We start from the raw sequence: 26,182 nt of genomic DNA, 5'->3' as shown, positions 1-26,182 counted from the left end.
CCCCAACCTCGCCCCCACCTTCCCCTACCCCTCCCCCCAAGCCCCCCTCAACCGCTCATAAGCCCCCGCCTCCGCCCCCGCCCGGTCCAAGGTGTCCAGGGCGGCGCCCAACACCGGTGGGGCGGTCACCACATGGGGAACCGCCTTGGGGGCGCGCTCCGAGAGGAGCTGGGCGATCCGGTCGTGGAGAAGAGGGTGACGGGCGGCCAGGACGCCGCCCCCCAGGACCACGGGGGTCGGTTCGCCGAGGAGGCCGAGACGCTCCAGTGCGACGGTGGCCAGGACGGCGACTTCCTCCGCCTGGCGGGACACGAGGGTCCGGGCGACCGGGTCGCCGGAATCCGCGACGGCGAAGAGCAGCGGCGTCATTTCATGGCGGCGGCGGTCGGGGATGTCCCGCAGATGGAGGGCCTCGATCAGTTCCTGCACGGTGGTCAGGCCGAAGTGGGCGGGCAGGGCCTTGGCCAGTCCGGTCGGTGCGCCGCGGCCGTCCTCGGCGCGGGCCGCGCACCACAGTGCCTCTTCGGCGAGGAACGAACCGCCGCCCCAGTCACCGGAGATCCGGCCGATGGACGGGAAGCGCGCGGTGGCCCCCTGATGACCGAGCCCCACGCAGTTGATCCCCGCCCCGCACACCACGGCGACGCCCACCGGTTCCCCGTCGTCCGGCAGCCCCGCCCGCAGCAGCGCGAAGGTGTCATTGCGGACGCTCACCGTGCGGGCCCACCCCCGGCCCGCGATCTCGGCGGTCAGGTCCTCTTCCTCGACGGGGAGGTCGGCGTTGGCGAGAAAGGCGGAGAGATGCCCGACGGGGCCCGTCACCCCGGCCTGTGCCAGGACGGACCGCATCAGCGGCGCCAGGACGTCGACCGCCGGGCCGACGCCCACCACCGGCGGCTGGAAGCCACTGCCGCGTGCCGTGCCGAGCAGTGTGCCGTCCGCGGCCACCAGCGCCACGTCGGTCTTGCTGTTGCCCGCGTCGATGGCGAGCGCCGTGCCGGTCAGGCCCACGTGAGGTGCTCCCGGTTGTGCGCGATCAGTTCGTCGGTGAGCCGGTCCGCGTGGTCGGTCTGGCCGATGAGGGGGTGGGCGAGCAGGGCGGAGAAGACGGCTTTGCGCCCGCCGGCCCGGTCGGCGCTCCGGCCGTCCCCGCACCACAGCGCGGCCTCCAGGGCGAGGTGTTCGTAGGCGGTGACGTTCGCGACCAGCCCGGCGTACAGCGGTTCCAGGGGGCGTACGGGGAGGGGCGTGGCGCCCGTCGAGTCCACGGTCGCGGGGACCTCGATGACCGCGTCGTCGGGCAGGAACGGCAGGGTGCCGTGGTTGAGGGCGTTGACGACCTGGGTGTCTCCGGTGCTCCGCAGGAGGGAGGAGGTGAGCGCCACGGCGGCCTCCGAGTAGAAGGCACCGCCGCGCCGGGACAGCAGCTCCGGCTTCTCGTCGAGTGCCGGGTCGCCGTACATACCGAGGAGTTGCTGCTCGATGGCGGCGACCTCCGCCGCGCGGGAGGGTTTGCTGCGCAACTCCCGTACGACCGCGTCGTGTTGGTAGTAGTAGCGCAGATAGTAGGAGGGGACGACGCCGAGGCGGTCGAGGAGCGGGCGGGGCATGCGCAGGTCGTCGGCGAGGGCGTCGCCGTGTTCCGCCAGCAGTTCGGGGAGGACGTCCTTGCCCGCGACGCGTACCGCCCGCTCCCAGGTGAGGTGGTTGAGGCCGACGTGTTCCAGCTCGACCTCGCCGGGGGAGACGCCCAGCAGTGCGGCGAATTTGCGCTGGAAGCCGATGGCGACGTTGCACAGTCCGACGGCCTTGTGGCCGTGGGTGAGCAGCGCCCGGGTGACGATGCCGACGGGGTTGGTGAAGTCGACGATCCAGGCGTCGGGGTTGCGGCGGCGCACCCGCTCGGCGATGTCGAGGACGACGGGGACCGTGCGCAGCGCCTTGGCCAGGCCGCCGGCGCCGGTGGTTTCCTGGCCGACGCAGCCGCACTCCAAGGGCCAGGTCTCGTCCTGGTTGCGGGCGGCCTGGCCGCCGATCCGCAGTTGCAGCAGCACGGCGTCCGCGCCGTCGACACCGGCGTCCAGGTCGTCGGTCCAGGAGATCCGGCCCGGGTGCCCCTGCTTGGCGAAGATCCGCCGGGCCAGGCCGCCCACCAGCTCCAGCCGGTCAGCGGCCGGGTCGATGAGGACGAGTTCCTCCAGCGGCAGGACGTCCCGCAGGCGCGCGAAGCCGTCGATGAGTTCGGGGGTGTAGGTCGAGCCGCCGCCGACCACGGCGAGCTTGATGCGGGGGTGCGGGGTGCGTCCCTCGGGAGACGGCATGCAGGATCAGCCCTTCACTCCGGTGAGCGTGACGCCTTCGACGAAGGCCTTCTGTGCGAAGAAGAAAACGATGATGACCGGCGCCATGACCAGCAGCGTCGCCGCCATGGTGAGGTTCCAGTTGACGCTGTGGGCGGTCTTGAAGGACTCCAGCCCGTAGGAGAGCGTCCAGGCCGCCGGGTTCTGCGCGGCGTAGATCTGCGGGCCGAAGTAGTCGTTCCAGCAGTAGAAGAACTGGAAGAGGGCGATGGCGGCGATGCCGGGCCTGGCCATCGGCACGACGATTTTCAGCAGGGTGCGCAGTTCCCCGCAGCCGTCGACCTTCGCCGCTTCGATGTACTCCGGCGGGATGGTCAGCAGGAACTGCCGCAGCAGAAAGATCGAGTACGCGTCGCCGAATGCCATCGGGATGATCAGCGGCCACAGCGACCCGGCCAGATGCAGCTGCTGTGCCCAGACCAGATACATCGGGATCACGATGACCTGCGGCGGCAGCATCATCGTCGAGATGACCAGGATCAGCGCGGTGCGCCGGCCGCGGAAGCGGAACTTGGCGAGCGCATAGGCGACGGGGACGGCCGAGCAGACCGTGAACAGGGTGCCCAGGCCCGCGTACAGCAGGGAGTTCTTCCACCAGTCCAGGAACCCGGGGGTCCGGAAGACGGTGACGTAGTTGGACCAGTGCCATGCGTGGGGCCACAACTCGCCGCTCATCGCCTGGTCGTCGCTCATGACGGAGGTGAGGAAGACGAACACGAACGGGAGGACGAAGAACAGCGCGGCGGCGAGGGCGACGGCGTGTACGGCGATCCAGTGCAGCAGCCGGGTGCGGCGGGCGCGGCCGGCCGGGCCGACGGCGGTGCCGCCGCGGGCCGGGGCGCGGCGCGTGTCGAGGGTCGTGGTGGCCATGTCGGATCAGTCCTCCGCCCGGAGCAGGCCGGCGCGTTTGCGCAGCAGCAGGGTGGTGACGGCCATGGCGAGGACGAACAGCACGAGGGAGAGCACGCACGCCGCGCCGGTGTTGAAGTTCTGGAAGCCCAGGGAGTAGACGAGCTGCGGGACGGTGAGGGTGGAGTGGTCCGGGTAGCCGGGCTGGATGACCGTGCCGGGGCCGATGGAGATGCCGGAGGCGAGCTTTCCGGCGACCAGCGCCTGGGTGTAGTACTGCATGGTCTGGACGACGCCGGTGACCACCGCGAACATCACGATCGGGGTGAGCGACGGCCAGGTGACATAGCGGAACTTCCCCCAGGCACCGGCCCCGTCCAGCTCGGCGGCTTCGTACTGTTCCCTGGGGACGTCCAGCAGCGCCGCCACGAAGATCACCATCAGGTCGCCGATGCCCCACAGGGACAGCATGACCAGCGACGGTTTGGCCCAGGCGGGGTCGTTGAACCAGGACGGGGCGGGGATGCCGATCGCCCCGAGGATGTCGTTGACGGGGCCGGTGCCGGGGTTGAGCAGGAAGACGAACGCCACGGTGGCCGCCACCGGGGGTGCCAGATACGGCAGATAGAAGGCCGTACGGAAGAGGCCGACGCCCGTCTTGATTTTCGTGACGAGGAGGCCGACGCCCAGTCCGAAGAGCACCCGCAGCGCGACCATCACCACGACCAGCCACAGGGTGTTCCACAGTGCGGGCCCGAGCAGCGGCATCTGCGTCAGCACATATTTCCAGTTCCGCAGCCCCACGAAATCCGGGGGTTCGATCTGGTTGTAGTGCATGAACGAGAAGTACACGGTGGCGATCAGCGGATAGCCGAAGAAGACCGAGAAGCCGATGAGCCAGGGGGAGAGAAAGCCGAGGGTGCGCAGCCGCGCGCGCGTGCGCTTTCGCCGTAGTGCGGGCGGCGTGAGAGTGGTGGATGCCATGTCGGTTCTCCGTCAGTTCTCGGACTGAAGGTTGTCGGCGTCGATCTGGGCATCGAGTCCGCGCAGGCCGGCGTCGAGATCGGGGACCTTTCCGGCCTCGACGCGGTAGGAGAAGTCCTGCAGCGTGGTGACGTACTGCCCGCCGTTGTTGGACGGCGGCAGGGCCACGCTGTGCGGGTTCTGCGCGATATCGAGGAACGTGCGGAACGTCGGATCGGCGTCCAGTTCGGGCGAATTGAGCGCCGCCTGCGTCGACGGCACGTTATGGATGGCATTGGCGAGCCGGACCACCTGGTCGGTGTCCACGGTCAGGAATTTCACCAGCTCCCACGCCGCGTTCTGGTGCCGGCTGCTGTGGGCGATGCCGGCGACGGTGCCCGTGAGATACCCCCGGCCGTAGGTGTCCGCCTGGTCGTCCGGGACCGGCATCGGCGCGGTGCCCCAGTGGAAGGGTGCCTTTGCCTGGCGGAGCATCAGTCCGCGCCACTCGCCGTCCAGGTGCATGGCCAGCTTCTGCGTCAGAAAGGCGTTCTGCGACGACATCTCATCGCCGAAGGTGGTCCGGAATTTCTCCAACGGCCCGTAGCCGCCCTGGGCGTCCATCAACGCGCGGGTGGTGGCGAAGAATTTCTTGCCGGCCGGGTCCTTGGCGAGCCTGGCCTTGCCGTTCTTGTCGAAGTACTCCGGTCCCCACTGGGCGAGCATCCGGTCCGGACTGTTCTGGTAGAGCCGGAAGTTGGGCATGAAGCCGACCTGCTCGTACGAGCCGTTCCTGTCCCGTCGGGTGAGTTTGACGGCATCCCGTTTCAGCTCGGACATGGTGTGCGGCGGCCGTCTGATACCGGCCTTCCGGAACGCGTCCTTGTTGTAATACAGCCCGTAGGAATCGGCGAGCAGGGGCAAGGCGCACTGCTCGCCCTCATAACTCGTGTAATCCAGGAAGGTCTTGGGGAAGACCTTTTCCTTGTCCACCCCGGTCTTCTTCAGGAACGGATCGAGGTCCACCCACATGCCCGACGAGCAGTACTGCCCCACATTGTTGGTGGTGAACGACGACACCACATCGGGTGCCTCGTCCCCGCCGGCCCGCAGTGCCTGATTCATGGTCTCGTCGGTGACATCGGGCACCACTTTCACCGTGATGTTGGGGTGCCGTTTCTCGAAGCGGGCGACGCTGTCATTGATGGCCTTCCGTTCGCCGGCGGTGGACCAGCCGTGCCAGAACGTGAGCGTGGCCGGCTCGGCCGGATCGTCGTGCGCACTGCCGACGCCGGGATTGGCGCAGCCCGGAACGAGCAGCCCGGCGCCGGCCAGCACCGCCGACAACCAGACACGCGGACGCGGAAACGGCATGGCGGACTTCCTTTGCTGCGGAGGGAGGGGGAAGTGACCGAGTGACGTGCGTGGTCGTCCACTTGGCCGGTCCGGCGCCGGAAGTGTCCGGCCGGTCCGGCAACGGCACCGCGCCCGGCCGGTCCGGCTTTACGGCACCGTCCGGCCGGCCCGCGCAGGCATCGCGCCCGGCGTGCCGCTCAGCCGGTGCGGAACACCGCATCGCGCACATCCGCGAGCGCCGTCCGCAGTGCGCCGATCAGGATCGGAGGGCCGTCGATATGGCTCAGGCGCAATGCGGGGCGGGGCAGCGCGAGCCCGGTGAACTCCTCCTCGACCAGGGCGCGCAGCGCCTCCCCGCCGGCCTGGGCGACCTCACCGGAGAGCACCACCAGCCGCGGGTCGACGACCGCGACCACGGCCGCGATCCCGGTCGCCAGCCGCCGCGCGATCTTGGCGCGGACCTCGTCGTGTGCCAGCGCCTCGGCGACCGTACGGACCTGTGGGGCCCCGTACTCCCGGGCCAGCGCGATCACGCTCGGCGAGCCGACGAGCCGCTGGAAGCCGCCGCCGGCGTCCGCCTGCGCGGCGCTGCGGTCGCCGCCCCGGGACAACGGGGCGCCGGGCAGCGGCATATAGCCGATCTCGCCCGCGCCGCCGGTGGCCCCGCGCAGCAGCCGGCCGCCCAGCACGATGGCGGCGCCGACCCCCTCGTCGGCCCACACCAGCACGAAGTCGTCGAAGTCCTGTGCGGCCCCGTCGTGCTGCTCGGCGACCGCCGCCAGATTCACATCGTTCTCGATGGTGATCGGCGTGCCCAGCACCTCGGCGAGCTCTTCCTTCAGCGCCCGCGAGTGCCAGCCCGGCAGATGTGGCGCATAGCGCAGCCGCCCGGTCTGCGGGTCCAGCGCTCCGGGTGTGCCGATCACCGCCCCGTGCAGCTGCTCGCGCTCCAGCCCTGCCTTGGCCAGCGCCCCGTCGACGGCCCGCGCGACCAGTTGCGCGGTCCGGTTCGGCGCGTCCTCGGCAACGGCATCGGTGTCGACCCGTTCCTCCCCGAGCACCTGCCCGGTGATGTCGGCGACCGCGGCGGTGATCCCCAGCTGATCGACGGCCAGCGCGGCGATATGCGCCGCCGTCGGGTTGATCTCGTACAGCTGCGCGCTGGGCCCCGGCCGCCCGGTCACGTTCCCGGTCGTCCGTACGAGTCCCGCGGCCTCCAGCCGCGCCAGCAGCTGCGAGGCGGTGGGCTTCGACAGCCCGGTCAGCTCCCCGATCTGCGTACGGGTCAGCGGCCCCTGCGACACCAGCAGATCGAGCGCCGCCCGGTCGTTCATGGCCCGCAACACCCGCGGCGTCCCGGGCGTCCCCTGCGCGCTCTGCCCACCGGCCATGACCGTCACCCCCGTTCACCGGCGGCCGTGACGCCCGCCGAGCATCTGTTAAGAAACCTTCCAATCGATGAACAGGAAGGTAGGCGGCGGGCAGGGGCGAGTCAATGGGTACGGCAGGCTGACCTTGCACGCGACCCCGGACACGACAGACGGAGAACGGGCTCTGCCGTTGTGCGGGCAGGACCACGGCGTCGAGCCGATCACCCTCACGGCCGGCAGCAGCAACAGGCCGCGGAGCAGCGGCATCCGGTTCCCGGACGTCTCCGTACGCGATGCCCACGAAAACCCGCGATGCCCATGAACCCGCGATGCCCACGAACCCGCGACGCCCCGGGCTCGACGAACGAGTCCGGGGCGTCGCGGCGACGAACGCGGTGGGTGCTACTTCCCCATCTTCGACGGCGACGCGATCGGGCTGGTCGCCAGGGACTGCGGGGAGAGCGGGTTGTTGAGGGCCGAGGGGGCGGCCACGGCGTCGCTGGGGTCGGCGGCCTCCTCGTCCTCGTCCTCGGGGGCCGGGCGCGGGGCGAGGTGGACGCCGGCGCCGTCCAGGGCGCGCTTGATGCGCCAGCGCAGTTCGCGCTCCACACCGGCGGCCTTGCCGGGCATGGTCTTGGCCGAGACGCTGATGGTGACGGTGTCCAGGTGCACCTCGCTCAGGCCGAGGACCTCCACCGGCTCCCACAGCTGCTCGTTCCAGGGCTCGGCCTTGAACATCTCCTCGCCGGCGCCGGTGATGGTCTCGCGGGCGCGTTCCAGGTCCTGGTCGGCGGCGATCACCACATCGACGGCGGCGGTGGACCAGCCCTGGCTGAGGTTGCCGATCCGCTTGACCTCGCCGTTGCGGATGTACCAGATCGCGCCGTTGGGGCCGCGCAGCTTGGTGACGCGCAGGCCGACCTCGATGACCGTACCGGTGGCCACCCCCGCGTCGATCTCGTCGCCGACGCCGTACTGGTCCTCCAGGATCATGAAGACGCCGGAGAGGAAGTCGGTGACGAGGTTGCGGGCGCCGAAACCGATGGCGACACCGGCCACACCGGCGCTGGCCAGCAGCGGCGCCAGGTTGATCTTCAGCACGGAGAGCACCGTCAGGGCGGCGGTGCCCATGATCACGAAGGAGGCGATGCTGCGCAGCACCGAGCCGATGGCCTCGGAGCGCTGCCGGCGTCGCTCGGCGTTGACGAGCAGACCGCCCAGCGCGGTGCCCTGGGCGGCGGCCGCGGTGCGGTTCATCCGCTCGATGAGCTTGGTGATCGTGCGGCGGATCACATGCCGCAGCACCACCGCGATCACGATGATCAGCAAGATCTGCAGGCCGGACGTGAGCCACGTCCCCCAGTTCTCCTGCACCCAGCCGGCGGCGTTGGTGGCCTTCTGGGTGGCGTCGTCGAGCGACGTCGGGCCGGATGAGCCGGGCGTGGCGGCGCTCAGGTGCGCGGCAGCGGCCGGCGAAGCGGACCAGAACACAGTCGAACCTTCCGTGTGGGACAGCAGACCCGGGCCTCGGGGGGACCCCAGGAACCGGGCAGACCAACCACACTAACGGGGCAACGGGAGCGGTCCGCGCCCTTGTTCGAGTCGGATAGTTGTGCGCGGGCCCGAATGAGCCGGATCCGGACGGGCGTGCCGGATGTGTGGTGGAAAACACCTCCGACCCGTTACTCGGTCATGGTGGCGCTCCCACCAGGCACCGGGGGACACTGTGGGGAGATCGTCCCGGCGCGAGCCACGCGCCGCCGGCGTACAAGGAGGCACCCGTGCCGCATGTCCTGGTCCTCAACGCGTCGTACGAGCCGCTCGGCGTCGTACCGCTCCGCCGCGCGCTCATCCTCGTACTCAATGAGAAGGCTGTGAGCCTCGAGGAGTCCGGCGCCCTGATGCACAGTGCGACCCATGTCATACCCGCTCCGAGTGTGGTCCGCTTGAAGCGGTTTGTGCGGGTGCCCTTTCGCGGCCCCGTGCCACTGACCCGCCGGGCGCTGTTCGCCCGTGACGGCGGGCGCTGTATGTACTGCGGTGGCGTCGCAACCAGCGTCGACCACGTCATCCCGCGCAGCCGCGGAGGTCAGCACACCTGGGAAAACGTCGTCGCCGCGTGCCGGCGCTGCAACCACGTCAAGGCCGACCGCCATGTCGCCGAGATCGGCTGGCGGCTGCGGCATCAGCCCGCCCCGCCGTCAGGACTGGCGTGGCGGATCATCGGCACGGGCCATCGTGACCCGCGCTGGCTGCCATATTTGCAGCCGTACGGCGCGGATGACGCCCTGGCCCGGATCGACGCCGTATCGGCGTAGGTCCGGGTTTCTCCGTCCGTGACGGTGGTGTCGAACGTCTCGCTCCGGCCGGGGCGGACGCCGCCGGACCCTCGCCCCGTGGCCGACCGCCACGACGACGAGGGTCCCGCGGCGCCCACGACGGCAGCCCTTCTCCGTGCTACGGCTCACCCGCGGTGCCCGGCCGCGGCCCGCACGCCGTACGGCTCTCCCGTGCCCATGACGGCGGTCACCGCGTACGCCGCACCGCTCACCCCCGGTCAGCAGGTGCTGACCCGTGGTCCCCGCCTGCTGACCCGTGGTTCCCGCCCGCTGACCCGTGGTTCGCGTCTGCCGGCCCGCGGTCCGCGTCCGCCGGCCCGCGACCTGCGTCCGTCGGCCCGCGGTCTGCCGTCCCATGGTCTGCGTCTGCTCTCCCGCGGTCTGCGACCGCATACGCCTCCACCGACCACAGCGAGTAGCCGAAGCGGGTGGCCCGCTTGTCGCCCTGGATGCGGACGAACCGGGCGTCCTTGGCGTCCATCCGGACGGACTCGCGGCCGCCCTTGCCGTCCCGGACCGTGGCCGCCGTGCGCCAGCTGCGGCCGTCCGGCGAGACCTGGATGCGGTAGCGGGCGGCGTAGGCGTCCTGCCAGTTGAGGACGAGCCGGCCGAGGCGGGTCGGATGGGCCAGCGCGAACTGCAGCCAGGCGCCGTCCTCGGCGGTGGAGGACCAGCGGGTCCTGGGGTTGCCGTCGGTGGCCGCCGACGCCGGGAAGCCGGCGGCCTCGTCCCCGGATGAGGTGGCGACGGTGCCGCGCGCCAGGTCCTTGTCGTCGGTGCGCGGATACGACCGCACGGTCAGCGTCCGCTCCGCGCCGCCGAAACTCACCGGGATCTCATATGTCCCCGAGGGGGCGTCCTCGGGGACATCGACCGTGATACGGACCATGGCCGTGCCGCCGCGCGGTGCGGTGACCTCCTTGGGGGCGTGCACGGTGAAGCCCTTGGGCGCCTTGACCGTCAGCTTCCCGCGGACATCGCCGGGGCGGCGGGAGTAGATCCGGGCGTCCACCGTCGCGCTGCCGCCGGTCGGGGCGTCGGACTCCTTGCGGGACAGTTCGAGCCCGGCGGCGGAGGTGTCGTCGAACCACGGGGTGACTGCGTGGACGGTCGGGGCGTCCGCCCCCTTCGCCCAGGTCAGCCGTACCGCGTCGGCGCGCAGCCGGGGCGTTTTCGACTCGGTCCAGCCGGTGGCGGAGAGCCGGTCGAGACGGCGCCAGCCCTCGCCCGGGACGTGCGCCTCCAGGGAGACGGCACCCGCGGACGGGCCCGGATCGGTCAGCGCGGTCACCGCGGCCAGCGGGCGGGTCCGCTCGAAGGGGACGGTCAGGGACGTCGGAGCGGCGCCGTCGTCGGGCCGGGGGGCGTCGTGGCGGGCGCCGGTCCAGGCGTCGGCCTCGGTCATCGCCCGCTCCAGGAACGGTGCCAGCACCCCCTTGCCGACCGTCGCCGGGCTGTGCGCGCACTCCTTGCGCAGTTGCTGCACCGCCCGCTGGGCCGACCAGGCGGCGTCACCGTCGTCATGGGCCTGCGCCATGAGCGTGTCGACGGCCTGTGCACCGGCGCTGCCGTAGCGGGACAGCTGCTCGGCCCAGGGACGGATCTCCGCGGCCAGGTCCGAGCGCAGGTCCCGGGGCGCGGTGCTCATGGTGCGGAACGCGGCCCGCAGTGCCTTGGCCGCCTTGGCGAGGTCCGGGTCCCGGCCGGGCCGGCCGTGGTTGACCGCCACCTCGCGAGCCTTCCAGAAGCGGTCGATCAGGGGCTGCAGATAGCCGGATTCGGTGCGGTCCAGCACCGAGGAGGAGGCGTTGCCGGCCAGCGCGCGCAGCGCGGCACGGGCCCGCGGATCGCCGCCCGCCAGATCGTCGACGGCCGCGTCCCAGGACTGGGCCGGGCGGTAGTCGCGCGGGTTCCACGCATAGTCGGCGGCCGTGAACAGCGGGATGCGCGAGGCGAGCGGCTGCTGCATGGCGTTGGCGAGCAGCGCCGTGGAGCCGGTGGCGACGGCCGGCTCCCGGCCCCGGTAGGGGCCGAGGAAGATCCGGTCCTGGGCATAGTCGTTGACCGGGTAGTTGTCCATGGTCACCAGGGGGTGGCCGAACGCCTGGCGGGCGGTGGACAGCTCCCCGCCGGTGATGGTCCGCGGGACCACGCCCACACCGGTCCAGGCCACCTCGACCCGGTCGCCCAGCGCATCGGACAGCGCCCGGCGGTACGCCGTCGAGCCGTCCTGGTAGTACTCGGTCGGCATCAGCGAGAGCGCCGCGGACTGCGGGTGCCGCTGCGCCAGATGCTCGGCGAGCGTGTTGGCGACCCGGGCCTGGGCCCTGGCCGCGGCCCCGGGGCCGGTGCCGAAGGCGTCCGCGTCGGCGTCGCAGTGCCATTCGCTGTAGCTGACGTCCTGGAACTGCAGCTGGAAGGAGCGCACCCCCAGCGCCCACATCGCGTCCACCTTGCGCCGCAGCGCCCGCAGGTCCTCCTCGGACGACAGGCACATCGCCTGGCCCGGGGCGAGGGCCCAGCCCAGCGTGACGTGGTTGGCGCGGGCCCGCTCGGCCAGCGCCCGGAACTCGGCCCGCCGGTCGGCCGGGTAGGGGTCGCGCCACCGGGCCTGGCGGTACGGATCGTCGCCGGGCGCGTACAGATAGTGGTTCTGCTTGGTGCGGCCCATGAAGTCCAGCTGGGCGAGCCGCTGGGACTGGCTCCAGGGCTGCCCGAAGAATCCCTCGGTGGTGCCGCGGACCGCCGTGCCGGGCCAGTCCCGTACGGTCACCGAGGCCAGCTGCCGGCCGCCCGCCCGACTCCCGCCACCGCCCCGGCCGGAATCTCCCCCCGGGCCGTCGGTGACCAGTTGCCGCAGCGTCTGCGCGGCGTGGAAGAGCCCGTCGGGGCCGACACCGTCCAGGGCGACGGTGTCCCGGCCCGCGACCTGGCCCACGGCCAGCCGGTAGCCGCCGGCGGGCAGATCCCCGCGGGCCGGTGCCCGCAGCGCCCGCAGGGCGTCCGTGGCCTGCTTGCCGCCGACCCGGATCACCGGCCCGGCCGCGGGCAGCCGGTCGCCGGGCGCCGACCGGTGGACCGTGTGCACCCCGGCGTCCCGCAGCAGTCCGCGCAGGACGTCCAGCGCGTAGGGGTCGGTGTCCGGTGCGGCCACCAGCGTCGCCTCGCCGCCGAGCGGCACGGCGGCGCCGAGTTCCTGCATCGACTGCGGGCGCGGCCAGACGGCGGGCAGCTGCCCGCCGTCGGCCGGCCGGTCCGGCTGGTCGGGGGCGCCGATGGCGGGGTCCGCGGGCGCCGCCTGGGCGCTGGGTACCCCGCCGAGCAGGCCTCCGATGACGGCGGCGGCCAGCGCGGTGGTCCCCGCCACCCGCGCACGGGCGCCCGCGCCGTTCCCCCTGCCGCTCCTACCGATACTTCCGACGCTCCATACGCCCCGGCCTCGCACGGCTGCTCCTCGTCCCCGTCCATCACTCGCCGGTCTGCACCGGCGCCCCGTTTTTCCCCGCCGATGCCCGTTCGGACAGACCTTCGGCCGTGAGCCCACCATTGTGGCGGTTCGGGTGTCAACAAGGCGATGGCGGGGGTCCCGGACAGTTTGGCCGGTAGTGGCCTCCGGCCGTTCCGAGGGCGGTATCCGGGGGTTCGCAGGGCCGCAGAGTTTCCGTCCCGATGCCCGCTTTCCCGGCGTTCTCTGCGTCCGCCGGGCTCCCCCACAGTGAAATCGCCTGCGTGAGGCATAATGTGACGTGGGTCACGTTTCGTGAGCAGATGCGTCTGCGATCGTGTCGAGTGGGTAGGGCCCACCTGTCCCATTACCGATGAACGGGAGGCCCTCGTGGCCGCATCCGCTCAGCTGCTCCTCGACGCTCTGTCCTCCAAACCGGGAGGTGCGACGATGGAGCCCGACATCTTCGACGGGGTGTCCGACCCCGATTCCGGCCTGGACGGCTCCGGATCCTTCAGCTTCATCGAGCCGCCACTGACCAGCGAGCCCCCGCTCGCCGATGCCGCGCCGCTGACCAGTGAGGTCCCGATCGCTGCCGAGCTGCCGCTGACCAGCGAGCCGACAGCCGCCGGCCTGGGTACGGAGTCCATGGAGGTCTGAGGACCCATGGGCCGCGCGCGGCTCGCCCGGCTGCACGGCATCGCCACGTCCTACGAGCCCTCGCCGGGCAGGAGCGTCCCGATCACCGGCGACACCGTCGTCGCCGTGCTCGCCGCACTGGGAGTCGATGCCTCCACCCCGCACGCAGTACGCACCGCCCTGGCCGCGTACGAGCAGGGCGCGGGCCGCCTCTTGCTTCCCGGCACCGTCGTCGCCCGCCCGGACCGGCCGCCCGACCTCGCCGGTCTCCCCGAAGGCACCGTCCTGCGGGTCGAGACCGAGAGCGGCGCGGCCACGGAAGACCTGGCGGCGTCCGAGCCGGCGGCCCTCACCCGGCTGCCCCTCGGCGTCCATCTGCTGCACGCCCGCGCCCCCGACGGCCGCAGCGCCCGCGCCCGGCTGATCGTCGCGCCCGACCGGGTGCCCGCACCGCCCGGCCGCAGCCACGGCTTCCTGGTGCAGCTCTACTCGCTGCTGTCCCGGCAGTCCTGGGGCATGGGCGACCTGGGAGACCTCGCCGACCTCGCCGCCTGGTCCGGACGCGCCCTGGCCACCGGCTTCCTCCAGCTCAACCCGCTGCATGCGGCCGTCCCCGGTCCGCCCACCGACCCCTCGCCCTACCGGCCCTCCTCGCGCCGCTTCCCCGACCCGGTCCATCTGCGGATCGCACACATCCCGGAGTACGCCCAGCTCACCGGCGCCGCACGCTTACGGGCCGACGAGCTGACCGGGCAGGCCCGTGCGCTGCGTGACGGGGTGCTCGACGGGGGCGCGCTGATCGACCGGGACGCGGTCTGGGCGCTCAAGCGCGAGGCCCTGGAGCTGGTGTGTGCGATCCCGCTCACCCCGGGCCGGCGGGCCGCGTACTGCGACTTCCTCGCCGAGCAGGGCGAGGCGCTGGAGGACCACGCCACCTGGTGCGCGATCGCCGAGCGGCACGGTCCGGACTGGCGCGGCTGGCCCGACGGGCTGCGCGATCCGCGCTCCCCGGGCACGGCCCGGCTGCGGCCCCAGCTGCTGGACCGGATCGACTTCCACTGCCGGCTCGTCTGGCTCACCGACCAGCAGCTGGCCGCCGCGCAACGGGCCGCGCGGGAGGCGGGGATGGGCATCGGGCTGGTGCACGACCTCGCCGTCGGTGTCCATCCCTCCGGCGCCGACACCTGGTCGCAGCAGGACGCCTTCGCCGCCGGGATGTCCATCGGGGCGCCGCCGGACGCCTTCAACTCGCGCGGCCAGGACTGGGGTTTGCCGCCCTGGCGCCCGGACGCGCTGGCCGCCGCGGGCTACACCCCCTACCGGGAGCTGCTGCGCGGACTGCTGCGGCACGCCGGAGCGCTGCGCATCGACCATGTGATGGGGCTGTTCCGGCTGTGGTGGGTCCCGGAGGGCCGGCCGCCGACGGAGGGTGCCTACGTCCGCTACGACGGTGAGGCGATGCTCTCGGTGCTGGCCCTGGAGGCGCACCGGGCCGGCGCCGCGGTGATCGGCGAGGACCTGGGCACCGTCGAGCCGGGCGTCCGCGGCGCGCTCGCCGAACGGGGCGTCCTGGGGACGTCGGTGCTGTGGTTCGAGCGGGACTACGGGGGCGGGGAGCGGGAGGCCGAGGACGGGGACGAGGGCGGGGACGGGGCGCTGCGGGACGGGGCGGCGGACGGCCCCGGTGCGGCCCTGGCGCCGGAGGCCGTGGCCGAGCCCGCCCACAGGCCCGACCCGGAGGCCGCCCACAAGCCCGTTCCGGAGCCCGTCCCCGAGCCCGCGCCGACGGCCGTGGCCGCGCCCGACCCGGAGCCCGCCCCGGACGCCCACCCGGAGCCCGTCCCCGAGTCCGCCCCGACCGCCGCCCCCGAGCCCGTCGCCGTGGCCCGCATCCTGGCGCCCGAGGAGTGGCGCAGCGCCTGTCTGGCCACCGTCACGACCCACGATCTGCCGCCCACCGCGGCCCGGTTGACCGGCGAGGACGTCGCCCTGCGCGAGCGGCTCGGGCTGCTTGCCGGACCGCCGGAGCGGGAGCGGTCCCGGGCCCGGTACGAACGCGCCGAGTGGCTGCGGGAGTTGGTGCGGCACGGCCTGCTGCCCGAAGGGGCGGGCGACGAGGAAGCGGCCGTCAAGGCCGTACACCGCTTTCTGCTGCGTACCCCGGCACGGATGGTGGGCGTCTGGCTGCCCGATGCGGTGGGGGACCGGCGCCCGCAGAATCTCCCCGGGACATGGGATGAATACCCGAACTGGCGCCTGCCGATCGCCGGCCCCGACGGGCGTCCGCTCAGCCTTGAAGAGCTGGCCGCCTCGCCCCGCCTGCATGCGTTGATGCGGGAATTGGCCGACGGGCAGCGGTAGTCCGCCCCGGGATCAGGGCCGGAAGCGCCGGGAACCCGCCACTGCACACACCCTTCCGGTACGCCGCGCCGTCCGGCACCATGCCGTGGAAACCATCCAGACATCCGACCATTCATCGTGCGTGGTCGGCGAGTTGGAGGGAACCATGGCACTCCGCAGCACCCGGCGGACGCTGTGCGCGCTTGCGCTCACCGCGGCCGCCGCGCTCGTCCCCGTCCAGAGCTCCCTGGCCCAGTCGCCGCCGACCGCCGCCGGTCCCTGCGACCGGCCCGTACGCCCCGCCTCCCAGATGGCCGTCGAGCCCTGCGACACCCCGGACCGCGTCATCGAGAAGGCCGCCCATACCGTCCCCACCAAGGGGCAACTCGCCTGGCAGCAAAGGGAGGTCACCGCCTTCACCCACTTCGGCATGAACACCTTCACCAACCGGGAGTGGGGCTCCGGCGCCGAGGACGAGAAGCTCTTCGACGTCTCCGGCCGCTCCCGCATCGACGCCGACCAGTGGATGCGCGCGTACAAGGCGGCCGGCGCCGAGCAGGTGATGCTCACCGCCAAGCACCACGACGGGTTCGTGCTCTACCCGAGCCGCTACACACCGCACTCCGTCGCGGCGAGCCCCGGCCGCCCCGATGTCGTGGGTGCGTACGTCAGGGCCGCCCGCAAGGCCGGGCTGAAGGTCGGGATCTATCTCTCGCCCTCCGACGGCGCCGAACTCCCGCACGCCTGGCATGCGCAGTGGGTCGAGGAGATCCGCAGGAAGCAGCAGGAGGGCAAGCCGCTCAGCCTGCCCGAGCGGGTCGCCCTGGAGGACGGCGACCGGGCGCCGCGCGGCCTGGGCCGCTTCGGCAACGGCAGCAAGGTCACCGAGCGCACCATCCCCACCCTCGTCCCCGGTGACGACCGCGCCGCCGCCGTCCGCAGCGGCAGACTGCCCGTCTTCCCTGTCCGGGCGGACGACTACGACGCGTACTACCTCAACCAGGTCTACGAGCTGTTCACCCAGTACGGTCCCCTCGACGAGCTGTGGCTGGACGGCGCCAACCCCTGGACGGACTCCGGCATCACCCAGAAATACGACGTCGCCCAGTGGTTCCGGCTGATCCACCGGCTCTCCCCGGACACCGTCGTCTTCGCCGGGCCGCAGGGCGCCCGCTGGGTCGGCAACGAGAGAGGCGTCGCACGGGAGACGGAGTGGAGCGTGACCCCCTCCGTCGAAGACCCCTGGACCGTGATGGCCGGCGGACTGCCCAACGACTCCACCGACCCCGACATCGGCTCCCGCGCCAAGCTCCTCGCGCCCACCACCAAGTACCTCCAGTGGTACCCGGCCGAGGCCGATGTCTCGCTGCGCCCCGGCTGGTTCCACCACCCCGGCGAACACCCCAAGACCCCGGCCGAGCTGATGGACCTGTACGAGAAGAGCGTGGGACGCAACGCCTCGCTGCTGCTGAACGTCCCGCCCGCCAAGGACGGCCGGATCGCCGCCGAGGACGTCGCCTCGCTCGCCGCCTTCGGGACCGCCGTGCGCGACACCTACGGCAGGGATCTGCGGGCGGCCGGACCCGGGCCCTGGACCTTCGACCGGATCGGGCTCGCCGAGGGCATCCGTCACGGGCAGCGGGTCGAGCGCTTCGCCGTTCAGGCGCGGACCGGCGGGACATGGACGACGCTCGCCCGGGGCACCACCATCGGGCACCGGCGGATCCTCGCGCTCCCGGCGCCGGTGACCGCGGACGCCGTACGGGTCACCGTCGAGCAGTCCCGCGGCCCGAGCCGCCTCGCGCCGGTGACGCTGCACCGGAGCCGGGCCGCGGGCGGCTGAGCGGCGCCGGCCCGGCGGGGCGCCGGTCGTGCCACCCCGGGCGCGCGGGGCGCCAGGGCGTCCGATACGTTGACTTCGTGAGCAACAAGGTCAATAAGAATGTCCTGCGCGCCGGAACCATCACGGCCGGCACCGCGCTGATGCTGCTGATGTCGTCCCCCGCGTTTGCGCTCACCCGCGACGATGGTGACGACCCGGGTCCGGGCCTGAGCGTGATCGCGACGCTCGGCCTCTATGTCGCTGCACCCATCGTGCTCTTCCTGATCATCGCCGGGCTGGTCGTCGCGGGCGACAAGTCCCGCAAGCAGGCCAAGTCCGCGGGCTGACGCCGGGCAACAGTGACGCTTCGGGGCGCCCCTCGGTTCACCAGAACCGGGGGGCGCCCTTCGTCGTAGCCGGACAGGGCACCCACCGGTGACAAGAACCGGCGGGTGCCCTTTGTCGTACTCGGATATTTCCGCAGGTGAAAAAGGGGTTGCGAGGAGGCTATCGAGCGCTTTTCGACCGGTTTGAAGGGGGCGCAGTGTTTAACCCGCTCTAACCTACGATGACGTAACCTACGGGTCCGTAGGTCAAACCTACGGACCCGTAGGTCATCGTCCCCAGGAGTTCCCCCGTGACCATCGCCCCCGCCCGCCATAACGGAGAGCTCGGCCAGGCCGCCTGGAGCGACGCTCAGCTGCTCTACGCGCTCGAAGAGGTCGTAGAGAAGGAACTCAACCGCCATCTGAAGATCGCCAAGGACTGGATGCCCCACGAGTACGTGCCGTGGAGCGACGGGCGCAACTTCCCCGGGCCGCTGGACGGCGAGGCCTGGGACCCCGAGCAGTCCAAGGTCAGCGACATCGGCCGGATCGCCCTCGTGGTCAACCTCCTCACCGAGGACAACCTCCCCAGCTACCACCACGAGATCGCCACCCTCTTCGGCCGCGACGGCGCCTGGGGCACCTGGGTGCACCGCTGGACCGCCGAGGAGGGCCGGCACGGCATCGTGATGCGCGACTACCTGCTCACCAGCCGTGCGGTCGACCCGGACGAGCTGGAGCAGTTCCGCATGGCCCACATGTCGGAGGGCTTCGAGTCCGACAACGCGCACAGCATGCTGCACTCGGTGGCGTACGTCGCCTTCCAGGAGCTGGCCACCCGGATCTCGCACCGCAACACCGGCCACCACTCCGGCGACCCGGTCTGCGACCGGATGCTGGCCCGGATCGCCACCGACGAGAACCTCCACATGGTCTTCTACCGCAACCTCCTGGGCGCGGCCTTCGAGATGGCGCCCGACCAGACCATGAGCGCGGTGCGCGACGTCGTCACCGGCTTCCGGATGCCCGGCCACGGCATGCCCGGCTTCGAGCGCTCGGCCGCCCGGATGGCCATCGGCGGGATCTACAACATGCGGATCCACCACGACGATGTGCTCCAGCCGGTGCTGCGCTATCTGAAGGTGCTGGAGATCGGCGGGCTCGGCCCGGCCGGGCTGGCGGCGCAGGAGGAGCTGGGGCTGTTCATGGACGGTCTGGACGGCCAGGCGCGGAAGTTCGACGAGCGCCAGGCCGCCATCCTCGCCCGCCGCGAGGCCAACCGCCGCGGCTGACGGCTGACCCCGGCCGGCTTCCCGCCGCCGTCGCCCGCGGGCGGGTGGCCGCGGCGGGTGCGTACGCTGCCCGCATGGCCGACTGGGACCTCAAAAAGCTGCGTATCCTGCGCACCCTCCAAGAGCTGGGCACGGTCACCGCGACCGCCGAGGCGCTGCACATGACGCCCTCGGCGGTCTCCCAGCAGCTGACCGGGCTGGCCAAGGCGCTCGGGGTCACGCTGCTGGAGGCCCACGGCCGGCGGGTACGGCTGACCGACGCCGCGCAGCTGGTGCTGCGGCACGCCGAGGCGGTCTTCGCCCAGCTGGAGCGCGCGGACGCGGACCTGCTCGGCTACCTCCAGGGCGAGGCGGGCCAGGTACGGGTCGGCGCGTTCTCCACGGCCATCCCGGCCCTGGTGGTCCCGGCCGTCCGTGAGCTGCGCCGTACGCATCCGGGCCTGTCGGTCGCCGTACGGGAGGCGGAGGCGGAGGCCGCCTACGAGCTGCTGGCACAGGGCAGCGTCGATCTGGCGCTGTCGCTGGCCGCGCACGCCCCCACCCCGCGCGACCCCAAGTTCAGCCGGGTCTCGCTGCTCGCCGACCCGCTGGACGTGGCGCTGCCGGCCGGCCATCCGCTGGCCGGTGAGCCGGGGCTGCGGCTGGCCGATCTGGCGGGCGAGCCCTGGATCTTCGGCAGCAGCGGCCCCTGGTCGCAGATCACCACCACCGCCTGCGAGAGCGCCGGGTTCGTGCCCGAGCAGGCGCATGCCGCCGCCGACTGGAGCGCGATCTGGGCGATGGTCGCGGCCGGGATGGGCGTGGCGCTGGTGCCGCGGATGGCGATGGCGGGCGGCCTCGGCGCCGTCGGACGTCAGGAAGCCGTCGGGCGCGGCGAAGAGGGGCACGGCGTATCCGCAGAGCGTGGCGCCGGGGGAGTGGTGCTGCGGGTGCTGCACGCCGACCAGCCGCGCCGCCATGTGATCGCCGCGGCCCGGCGCGGCTCCGAAGGGGCGCCGGGCCCGGCCCGGGTGCTGGCCGCGCTCCGGCAGGCGGCCGCCGCACAGACGCCGGGGGACACCACCGTTCAGCCCAGCTGAACGTATTCCTCAAAAACTTTCGATGGACCTGAGGGGTCGCCCGCTGCGACCGTGGAGCGGTCCGCACCTCCCGCCCATCGAAAGGCCACGATGACCGCCAACCCGGCCGCCGACACCACTGATCCGCACGCCAACGACGCCAACCCGTACGGTGGCGGAGATCCCTACGCCGACTACCGCGGCGGGGACTTCCCCTTCACCTCGTTCGTCGATCTCGCCGACCGCCGTTTGGGCGCCGGAGTGATCGCCGCGAACGACGAGTTCTTCGCCGAGCGCGAGAATCTGCTGAAGCCCACCCCGGCGGTCTTCGACCCCGAGCACTTCGGCCACAAGGGCAAGATCATGGACGGCTGGGAGACCCGGCGCCGCCGCGGCACCGACGGCGAGAACCCCTTCCCGGCCGACGACGAGCACGACTGGGCCCTGATCCGCCTCGCCGCCCCCGGCGTGATCCGCGGCGTCATCGTCGACACCGCCCACTTCCGCGGCAACTACCCCCAGCAGGTCACCGTCGAGGCCACCGCGCTCCCCGGCAGCCCGAGCCCCGAGGAGCTGCTCGCCGACGAGGTGAAGTGGGAGGAGCTGGTCCCGCGCACCCCCGTCCGCGGCCACGCCGCCAACGGCTTCGCGGTCACCGTGGAGCGCCGCTTCACCCACCTGCGGCTCAAGCAGCATCCCGACGGTGGCATAGCCCGCCTCCGGGTCCACGGCGAGGTCGTGCCGGACCCGGAGTGGCTCGATGTGCTGGGCACCCTCGACCTGGCCTCCGTCATGCACGGCGGCACCGTCGAGGACGCCTCCGACCGCTTCTACTCCTCGCCCACCCAGGTCATCCGGCCCGATCTGTCCCGCAAAATGGACGACGGCTGGGAGAACCGCCGCCGCCGGGTCAAGAACACCAACGACTGGGTGCGCTTCCGTCTCGCCGCCCAGGGCGAGATCCGCGCCGTGGAGATCGACACCGCCTACCTCAAGGGCAACTCCGCGGGCTGGGCCGCCCTGTCCGGATGCGACGGCGACCCGTCCGACGAGGCCTCCTGGTTCGAAATCCTGCCGAAGACGAAGCTCCAGCCCGACACCCCGCACCGCTTCAAGCTGCCGGAGGCCGTGACGGCCACCCACGTACGGCTGGACGTCTTCCCCGACGGCGGCCTCGCGCGGCTGCGCCTGCACGGTGCCCCCACCGCGGCGGGCCGCGCCGCCCTCGGCAGCCACTTCGACGCCCTCAACGGCTGAGCCGCACCCCCCTCTTCCACCGGGCCCCGACGGAGGGGCGGGGCCCGGCGGACACCGGCGCGTCCGGCGGACGGAAGCCACCGGGCCCGTCCGCCGGGCGTCAGCACCGGCCGTGGCGGCGGAAGGAGATCCCGCCGCCACGGCGGGCAACCCCCGAGGACGGGGGCCTGGCGCGATCCGCGCCGACGGACACCACCGGGCAGCGGGTCAGGCCGCCGCGTCCGCGGCCTGCGCCTTCAGCGCCCGCTCGATCCCCGCCCGCGACTCGGTCATCAGCCGGCGCAGCGCCGCACTCGGCTCGGCCGACGCCAGCCAGGCCTCCGTGGCGTCCAGCGTCTCCTGCGAGACCTGCAGCGCCGGGTAGAGACCCACCGCGATCTGCTGGGCCATCTCATGGCTGCGGGAGTTCCAGATGTCCTTCACCGCGGCGAAGTACTTCGCGGTGTACGGCGCCAGCAGCTCCCGCTGGTCGGTCTGCACGAAGCCGCCGATGACGGCCTCCTGCAGGGAGTTGGGGAGCTGGTCCGACTCCACCACCGTGGCCCAGGCCTCGGCCTTCGCCTCCGCCGTGGGACGCGCCGCGCGGGTCGTCGCGGCGTACCGCTCGCCCGCCGAGGTCTTGTCCCGGTCCAGCTCCGCCGCGATGGCCTTCTCGTCCGCCCGGCCGGTGGCGGCCAGCCGGTGCAGCAGCGCCCAGCGCAGCTCGGTGTCCACGGCGAGCCCGGGGATCTCCTCGGTGCCGTCCAACAGGCCCTGCAGCAGGTCCAGTTGCTCGTCCTTACGGGCCGAGGCGGCGAACGCACGGGCCCAGGCCAGCTGGTGGTCGCTGCCCGGCTCGGCCGCCCGCAGCTGCTCCAGGGCCGCCGCCGTCCAGGCCGCCAGCCCCGTCTCGCGCCACTCCGGCGCCGCGTACAGGTCCAGCGCCAGCTTCACCTGGCGGTGCAGCGACTGGACGACGCCGATGTCCGACTCCTTGCCGATGCCGGACAGCACCAGCGAGAGGTAGTCGCGGGTGGGCAGTTCGCCGTCCCGCGTCATGTCCCAGGCCGATGCCCACGACAGGGCGCGCGGCAGCGACTCGGTGAAGTCGCCGAGGTGCTCGGTGACGACCTTCAGCGACTCCTCGTCCAGCCGGACCTTGGCGTACGACAGATCGTCGTCGTTGAGGAGGAGAACGGCCGGGCGCTGCTTGCCCGCCAGCTGCGGTACGGGGGTCAGCGCACCGTCCACGTCCAGCTCGATCCGCTCGGTGCGGACCAGCTTGCCGCCCTGCAGCTCATAGGCGCCGATCGCGATCCGGTGCGGCCGCAGGACCGGCTCGCCCTTGGCGCCGGCCGGCAGCGCCGGGGCCTCCTGCCTGACCGCGAAGGAGGTGACGACGCCCTCGGCGTCCACCTCGATCTCCGGCCGCAGGATGTTGATCCCCGCCGTCTCCAGCCACTTCTTCGACCAGGTCTTCAGATCCCGCCCGCTGGTCTCCTCCAGCGCGCCGAGCAGGTCCGACAGCCGGGTGTTCCGGTAGGCGTGTGCCTTGAAGTAGGCCTGCACGCCCTGGAAGAACTCGTCCATGCCGACGTAGGCGACCAGCTGCTTGAGGACGCTGGCCCCCTTGGCGTAGGTGATGCCGTCGAAGTTGACCAGCACATCGTCGAGGTCGTTGATCTCGGCCATGATCGGGTGGGTGGAGGGCAGCTGGTCCTGCCGGTACGCCCAGGTCTTCATGGAGTTGGCGAACGTCGTCCACGAGTGCGGCCACCTGGAGCCCGGGGCGTAGGCCTGGCAGGCGATGGAGGTGTAGGTGGCGAACGACTCGTTCAGCCACAGGTCGTTCCACCACTCCATGGTGACCAGGTCGCCGAACCACATGTGCGCCAGCTCGTGCAGGATCGTCTCGGCACGCACCTCGTACGCCGCGTCCGTCACCTTCGACCGGAAGACGTACTGGTCGCGGATGGTCACCGCGCCCGCGTTCTCCATCGCGCCGGCGTTGAACTCCGGCACGAAGAGCTGGTCGTACTTCTCGAACGGGTAGGCGTAGTCGAACTTCTCCTGGAACCAGTCGAAGCCCTGCCGGGTGACCGCGAAGATCTGCTCGGCGTCGAGGTGCTTCGCCAGCGACGGCCGGCAGTAGAGGCCCAGCGGCACCGTCCGCCCGTCCTTCTCGTACGAGCTGTGCACGCTGTGGTAAGGACCGGCGATCAGCGCCGTGATGTACGTCGAGATCCGCGGTGTCGGGGCGAACTGCCAGACGTTCCCGTTCGGCTCCGGCGTCGGCGAATTGGAGATCACCGTCCAGCCCTCCGGGGCCTTCACGGTGAACCGGAACGTCGCCTTCAGATCCGGCTGTTCGAAGGACGCGTACACCCGTCGCGCATCCGGTACCTCGAACTGCGTGTACAGATAGGCCTGTTGGTCCACCGGGTCGACAAAGCGGTGCAGCCCCTCACCGGTGTTGGTGTAGGCGCAGTCCGCCACCACCGTCAGCTCATTGCGGCCGGCCCGCAGACCCGGCAGGGCGATCCGCGAGTCCTTGAACACCTCGCCCGGATCCAGCGCCTCGCCGTTGAGCACCACCTCGTGCACGGCCGGCGCGACCAGGTCGATGAAGGAGTCCGCGCCCGCCTCGGCCGCATCGAAACGCACCGTCGTCACCGACCGGAACGTGCCACCCCCGCTCTCGGCGTCGCCCGGGGTACCCCCCTCCTGCGCGCCGGAGAGGTCGAGATCGATCTCATACGCATCCACGGTCAGCAGGCGCGCCCGCTGCTGCGCCTCGTCGCGGGTCAGATTCGTGCCAGGCACCAGGTCATCTCCTCGTAAGCGTCCTCGTATGCGGCGTTCCCGTCATCCTTCCACGGCGCGGGTCCCGTGATCGCGGACAGTTTGCGATCGGGCGCCGCCCGGTCCACGCCCGCCGCCCGCGGCCGCCAACGCGTCGTCCGATTCCCGCCGGCGCTCCGCGCCCGCGACGCCGACGCTGGACCCATGACGACCCACACCGCGCACCGGACCCACCGAGCCCCGCACCCGGCGGCCCACACCGCCCTTGCCATCCCGGAGACCGCCCTCAAGGAACTCCGGGTCACCGACGACGCCGGGTGGCCCACCGAACCGTTCACCGCCCGTGAGGACGGTGTGCCGCACGACTGCGTCGGGTCGCTGCTGCGCTGCTGTCTGCGCGACGCCCGCCCCGGCGAGCGGGTGGCACTGGTCTCGTACGCGCCGCTGCGCCGCTGGGCGGCCGGGACCGGGGCGAAGCCCGGGGCGTACGACGAGCAGGGGCCGGTGTTCATCCACGCCGGGGCGTGCGGCGGGCCGGACGGTGCGGCCGGCAGGTATCCGGCCGTACGGGCCGGTGCGCTGCGCGTGCTGCGCCGCTACGACACCCAGGGGCGGATCGTCGGCGGCCGGCCCCTGGAGGTGCCCGAGGACGCCCAGGCCGCGTTCGACGCGGCCCTCACGGAGGCGTTCGCGGACCCGGAGGTGGCTCTGGTGCACGTCCGGGCCGTGGAGTACGGGTGCTTCCACTTCGAGGTCCGGCCGGGACGCTAGGGCCTGAAAACGGCGGGTGCCCGTACGGAGACTCCGTACGGGCACCCGCCGTTTGCGGTGCGGTGCGGTCAGCCGCGCAGCTCCGCCGCGACCAGCTCCGCGATCTGGACGGCGTTCAGCGCCGCGCCCTTGCGGAGGTTGTCGTTGGAGACGAACAGCGCCAGGCCGTTCTCGGCGGTCTCGTCCGTGCGGATACGGCCCACGAAGGACGCGTCCTGGCCGGCGGCCTGGAGCGGGGTGGGGACGTCGGAGAGGGTGACGCCGGGGGCGCCGGCCAGCAGCTCCTGGGCGCGGGCGGGGCTGATCGGACGCGCGAAGCGGGCGTTGATCTGCAGCGAGTGGCCGGTGAAGACCGGGACGCGGACGCAGGTGCCGGACACCTTCAGGTCCGGGATCTCCAGGATCTTGCGGCTCTCGTTACGGAGCTTCTGCTCCTCGTCGGTCTCGTTCAGACCGTCGTCGACGACCGAGCCGGCCATCGGCAGCACATTGAAGGCGATCGGGGCGACGTACTTGTCCGGCTCCGGGAACTCCACCGCGCCACCGTCGTGCGTCAGCTTGGTGGCGTCCTGCTCGACGGCCTTGCGGACCTGGCCGTCCAGCTCCTCCACGCCGGCCAGACCGCTGCCGGAGACCGCCTGGTAGGTGGCGACGACCAGCGAGACCAGACCGGCCTCGTCGTGCAGCGGGCGCAGCACCGGCATCGCGGCCATGGTGGTGCAGTTCGGGTTGGCGATGATGCCCTTGGGGCGCTCGGTGATCGCCGACGGGTTGACCTCGGAGACGACCAGGGGGACCTGGGGGTCACGGCGCCAGGCCGAGGAGTTGTCGATCACGACGGGGCCCGCGTTGGCGACCTTCTCCGCCAGCGCCTTGGACGTGGCGCCGCCGGCCGAGAAGATCACGATGTCCAGCGCCGAGAAGTCGGCGGTGGCCGCGTCCTCGACCGTGATCTCGGTGTCCTGCCACGGGAGCGTACGTCCGGCGGACCGGGCCGAAGCGAACAGCCGCAGCTGCTCGACCGGGAAGTTTCGCTCGGCGAGGATGCCCCGCACCACGCCGCCGACCTGTCCGGTGGCTCCGACGATTCCGATCCTCATGGGACTCCTTCTTTCTGGCCTGACATAGGTGTCTGCTCGGAACACCTGCTCAGTAGTGCCTCCATCATGTGTGTGACACCCGTCGCCTTGTCCAATCCGTTCCATTCCGTGGCG

Annotated in this window: 19 protein-coding genes; 9 read left to right on the top strand and 10 right to left on the bottom strand. The window is 72.1% G+C overall.

The features are described 5' to 3' along the window. Nucleotides 1–24: 24 nt before the first annotated feature. From ACWGI6_RS16220 to ACWGI6_RS16190, 7 genes are all read right to left on the bottom strand, one after another. Nucleotides 25–1,011 (bottom strand): N-acetylglucosamine kinase, encoded by a 987-nt coding sequence (locus tag ACWGI6_RS16220; RefSeq protein WP_453268104.1) that lies wholly within the window; start codon nt 1,009–1,011, stop codon nt 25–27. Next, complete coding sequence (locus ACWGI6_RS16215) at nt 1,002–2,285, bottom strand: 6-phospho-beta-glucosidase (RefSeq protein WP_453268181.1); 1,284 nt, start codon at nt 2,283–2,285, stop codon at nt 1,002–1,004. The genes ACWGI6_RS16220 and ACWGI6_RS16215 overlap by 10 nt, the downstream gene beginning before the upstream one ends. A 42-nt stretch (nt 2,286–2,327) precedes the next feature. After that, the gene (locus ACWGI6_RS16210) at nt 2,328–3,230 is read right to left on the bottom strand and encodes a carbohydrate ABC transporter permease (protein WP_453268103.1); all 903 of its coding nucleotides are present in this window, start codon (nt 3,228–3,230) and stop codon (nt 2,328–2,330) included. Between the two features lie 6 nt (nt 3,231–3,236). Beyond that, the gene (locus tag ACWGI6_RS16205) at nt 3,237–4,193 is read right to left on the bottom strand and encodes a carbohydrate ABC transporter permease (RefSeq protein WP_453268102.1); all 957 of its coding nucleotides are present in this window, start codon (nt 4,191–4,193) and stop codon (nt 3,237–3,239) included. Nucleotides 4,194–4,205: 12 nt separating this feature from the next. Beyond that, entirely contained in the window at nt 4,206–5,546 is a 1,341-nt protein-coding gene (locus ACWGI6_RS16200) for an ABC transporter substrate-binding protein (protein WP_453268101.1), read from the bottom strand. A gap of 179 nt (nt 5,547–5,725) precedes the next feature. Continuing rightward, complete coding sequence (locus tag ACWGI6_RS16195; protein ID WP_453268180.1) at nt 5,726–6,862, bottom strand: ROK family protein; 1,137 nt, start codon at nt 6,860–6,862, stop codon at nt 5,726–5,728. Nucleotides 6,863–7,300: 438 nt separating this feature from the next. Then, nucleotides 7,301–8,389, bottom strand: a complete 1,089-nt coding sequence (locus ACWGI6_RS16190; protein WP_453268100.1) for a mechanosensitive ion channel family protein — start codon at nt 8,387–8,389, stop codon at nt 7,301–7,303. Nucleotides 8,390–8,679: 290 nt separating this feature from the next. On the opposite strand from ACWGI6_RS16190, the gene ACWGI6_RS16185 reads away from it, so the two are divergent. Further along, nucleotides 8,680–9,216, top strand: coding sequence for an HNH endonuclease (locus ACWGI6_RS16185; protein WP_006605595.1), 537 nt, complete (start codon nt 8,680–8,682; stop codon nt 9,214–9,216). 229 nt (nt 9,217–9,445) lie between these two features. Here the strand turns inward: ACWGI6_RS16185 and ACWGI6_RS16180 are convergent, their stop codons facing one another. After that, nucleotides 9,446–12,604 (bottom strand): beta-N-acetylglucosaminidase domain-containing protein, encoded by a 3,159-nt coding sequence (locus ACWGI6_RS16180; RefSeq protein ID WP_453268099.1) that lies wholly within the window; start codon nt 12,602–12,604, stop codon nt 9,446–9,448. A 468-nt stretch (nt 12,605–13,072) separates the two neighbouring features. Between ACWGI6_RS16180 and ACWGI6_RS16175 the strand changes: the two genes are divergently transcribed. The 7 genes from ACWGI6_RS16175 (at nt 13,073) to alc (ending at nt 21,416) form a co-directional block, all read left to right on the top strand. Next, nucleotides 13,073–13,342 carry a hypothetical protein gene (locus tag ACWGI6_RS16175; RefSeq protein WP_393906186.1) on the top strand — a complete coding sequence of 90 codons (270 nt, stop codon included), beginning with the start codon at nt 13,073–13,075 and terminating at the stop codon, nt 13,340–13,342. A 6-nt stretch (nt 13,343–13,348) separates the two neighbouring features. Further along, nucleotides 13,349–15,682, top strand: coding sequence for a 4-alpha-glucanotransferase (malQ, locus tag ACWGI6_RS16170; RefSeq protein WP_453268098.1), 2,334 nt, complete (start codon nt 13,349–13,351; stop codon nt 15,680–15,682). Between the two features lie 145 nt (nt 15,683–15,827). Further along, entirely contained in the window at nt 15,828–17,504 is a 1,677-nt protein-coding gene (locus ACWGI6_RS16165; RefSeq protein WP_453268097.1) for an alpha-L-fucosidase, read from the top strand. Between the two features lie 77 nt (nt 17,505–17,581). Beyond that, nucleotides 17,582–17,830, top strand: a complete 249-nt coding sequence (locus tag ACWGI6_RS16160; protein ID WP_393906183.1) for a hypothetical protein — start codon at nt 17,582–17,584, stop codon at nt 17,828–17,830. A 290-nt stretch (nt 17,831–18,120) separates the two neighbouring features. Next, nucleotides 18,121–19,101 carry an acyl-ACP desaturase gene (locus ACWGI6_RS16155; protein ID WP_453268096.1) on the top strand — a complete coding sequence of 327 codons (981 nt, stop codon included), beginning with the start codon at nt 18,121–18,123 and terminating at the stop codon, nt 19,099–19,101. Nucleotides 19,102–19,175: 74 nt separating this feature from the next. Continuing rightward, nucleotides 19,176–20,180, top strand: a complete 1,005-nt coding sequence (locus ACWGI6_RS16150; protein ID WP_453268095.1) for a LysR family transcriptional regulator — start codon at nt 19,176–19,178, stop codon at nt 20,178–20,180. A 90-nt stretch (nt 20,181–20,270) separates the two neighbouring features. After that, nucleotides 20,271–21,416: an allantoicase gene (alc, locus tag ACWGI6_RS16145; RefSeq protein WP_453268094.1), complete on the top strand. Its 1,146-nt coding sequence runs from the start codon at nt 20,271–20,273 to the stop codon at nt 21,414–21,416. A 207-nt stretch (nt 21,417–21,623) separates the two neighbouring features. Here the strand turns inward: alc and pepN are convergent, their stop codons facing one another. Then, the gene (gene pepN / locus ACWGI6_RS16140) at nt 21,624–24,218 is read right to left on the bottom strand and encodes an aminopeptidase N (RefSeq protein WP_453268093.1); all 2,595 of its coding nucleotides are present in this window, start codon (nt 24,216–24,218) and stop codon (nt 21,624–21,626) included. Nucleotides 24,219–24,401: 183 nt separating this feature from the next. Between pepN and ACWGI6_RS16135 the strand changes: the two genes are divergently transcribed. Beyond that, complete coding sequence (locus ACWGI6_RS16135) at nt 24,402–24,968, top strand: DUF1203 domain-containing protein (protein ID WP_453268092.1); 567 nt, start codon at nt 24,402–24,404, stop codon at nt 24,966–24,968. Nucleotides 24,969–25,036: 68 nt separating this feature from the next. Here the strand turns inward: ACWGI6_RS16135 and ACWGI6_RS16130 are convergent, their stop codons facing one another. Next, the gene (locus tag ACWGI6_RS16130) at nt 25,037–26,068 is read right to left on the bottom strand and encodes an aspartate-semialdehyde dehydrogenase (protein WP_453268091.1); all 1,032 of its coding nucleotides are present in this window, start codon (nt 26,066–26,068) and stop codon (nt 25,037–25,039) included. Nucleotides 26,069–26,182 lie beyond the last annotated feature (114 nt).

The sequence above is a fragment of the Streptomyces sp. NPDC054786 genome, assembly GCF_053611685.1.
This window is presented reverse-complemented; position numbering and strand designations above follow the sequence as displayed.

Bases quoted from the DNA above. Each gene is read 5' to 3' on its own strand.
- ACWGI6_RS16210 (WP_453268103.1), bottom strand. From the start codon at position 3,230: ATGGCCACCACGACCCTCGACACGCGCCGCGCCCCGGCCCGCGGCGGC.
- ACWGI6_RS16205 (WP_453268102.1), bottom strand. From the start codon at position 4,193: ATGGCATCCACCACTCTCACGCCGCCCGCACTACGGCGAAAGCGCACG.
- ACWGI6_RS16200 (WP_453268101.1), bottom strand. From the start codon at position 5,546: ATGCCGTTTCCGCGTCCGCGTGTCTGGTTGTCGGCGGTGCTGGCCGGC.
- ACWGI6_RS16195 (WP_453268180.1), bottom strand. From the start codon at position 6,862: ATGAACGACCGGGCGGCGCTCGATCTGCTGGTGTCGCAGGGGCCGCTG.
- malQ (WP_453268098.1), top strand. From the start codon at position 13,349: ATGGGCCGCGCGCGGCTCGCCCGGCTGCACGGCATCGCCACGTCCTAC.
- ACWGI6_RS16165 (WP_453268097.1), top strand. From the start codon at position 15,828: ATGGCACTCCGCAGCACCCGGCGGACGCTGTGCGCGCTTGCGCTCACC.
- ACWGI6_RS16150 (WP_453268095.1), top strand. From the start codon at position 19,176: ATGGCCGACTGGGACCTCAAAAAGCTGCGTATCCTGCGCACCCTCCAA.
- alc (WP_453268094.1), top strand. From the start codon at position 20,271: ATGACCGCCAACCCGGCCGCCGACACCACTGATCCGCACGCCAACGAC.
- ACWGI6_RS16135 (WP_453268092.1), top strand. From the start codon at position 24,402: ATGACGACCCACACCGCGCACCGGACCCACCGAGCCCCGCACCCGGCG.
- ACWGI6_RS16130 (WP_453268091.1), bottom strand. From the start codon at position 26,068: ATGAGGATCGGAATCGTCGGAGCCACCGGACAGGTCGGCGGCGTGGTG.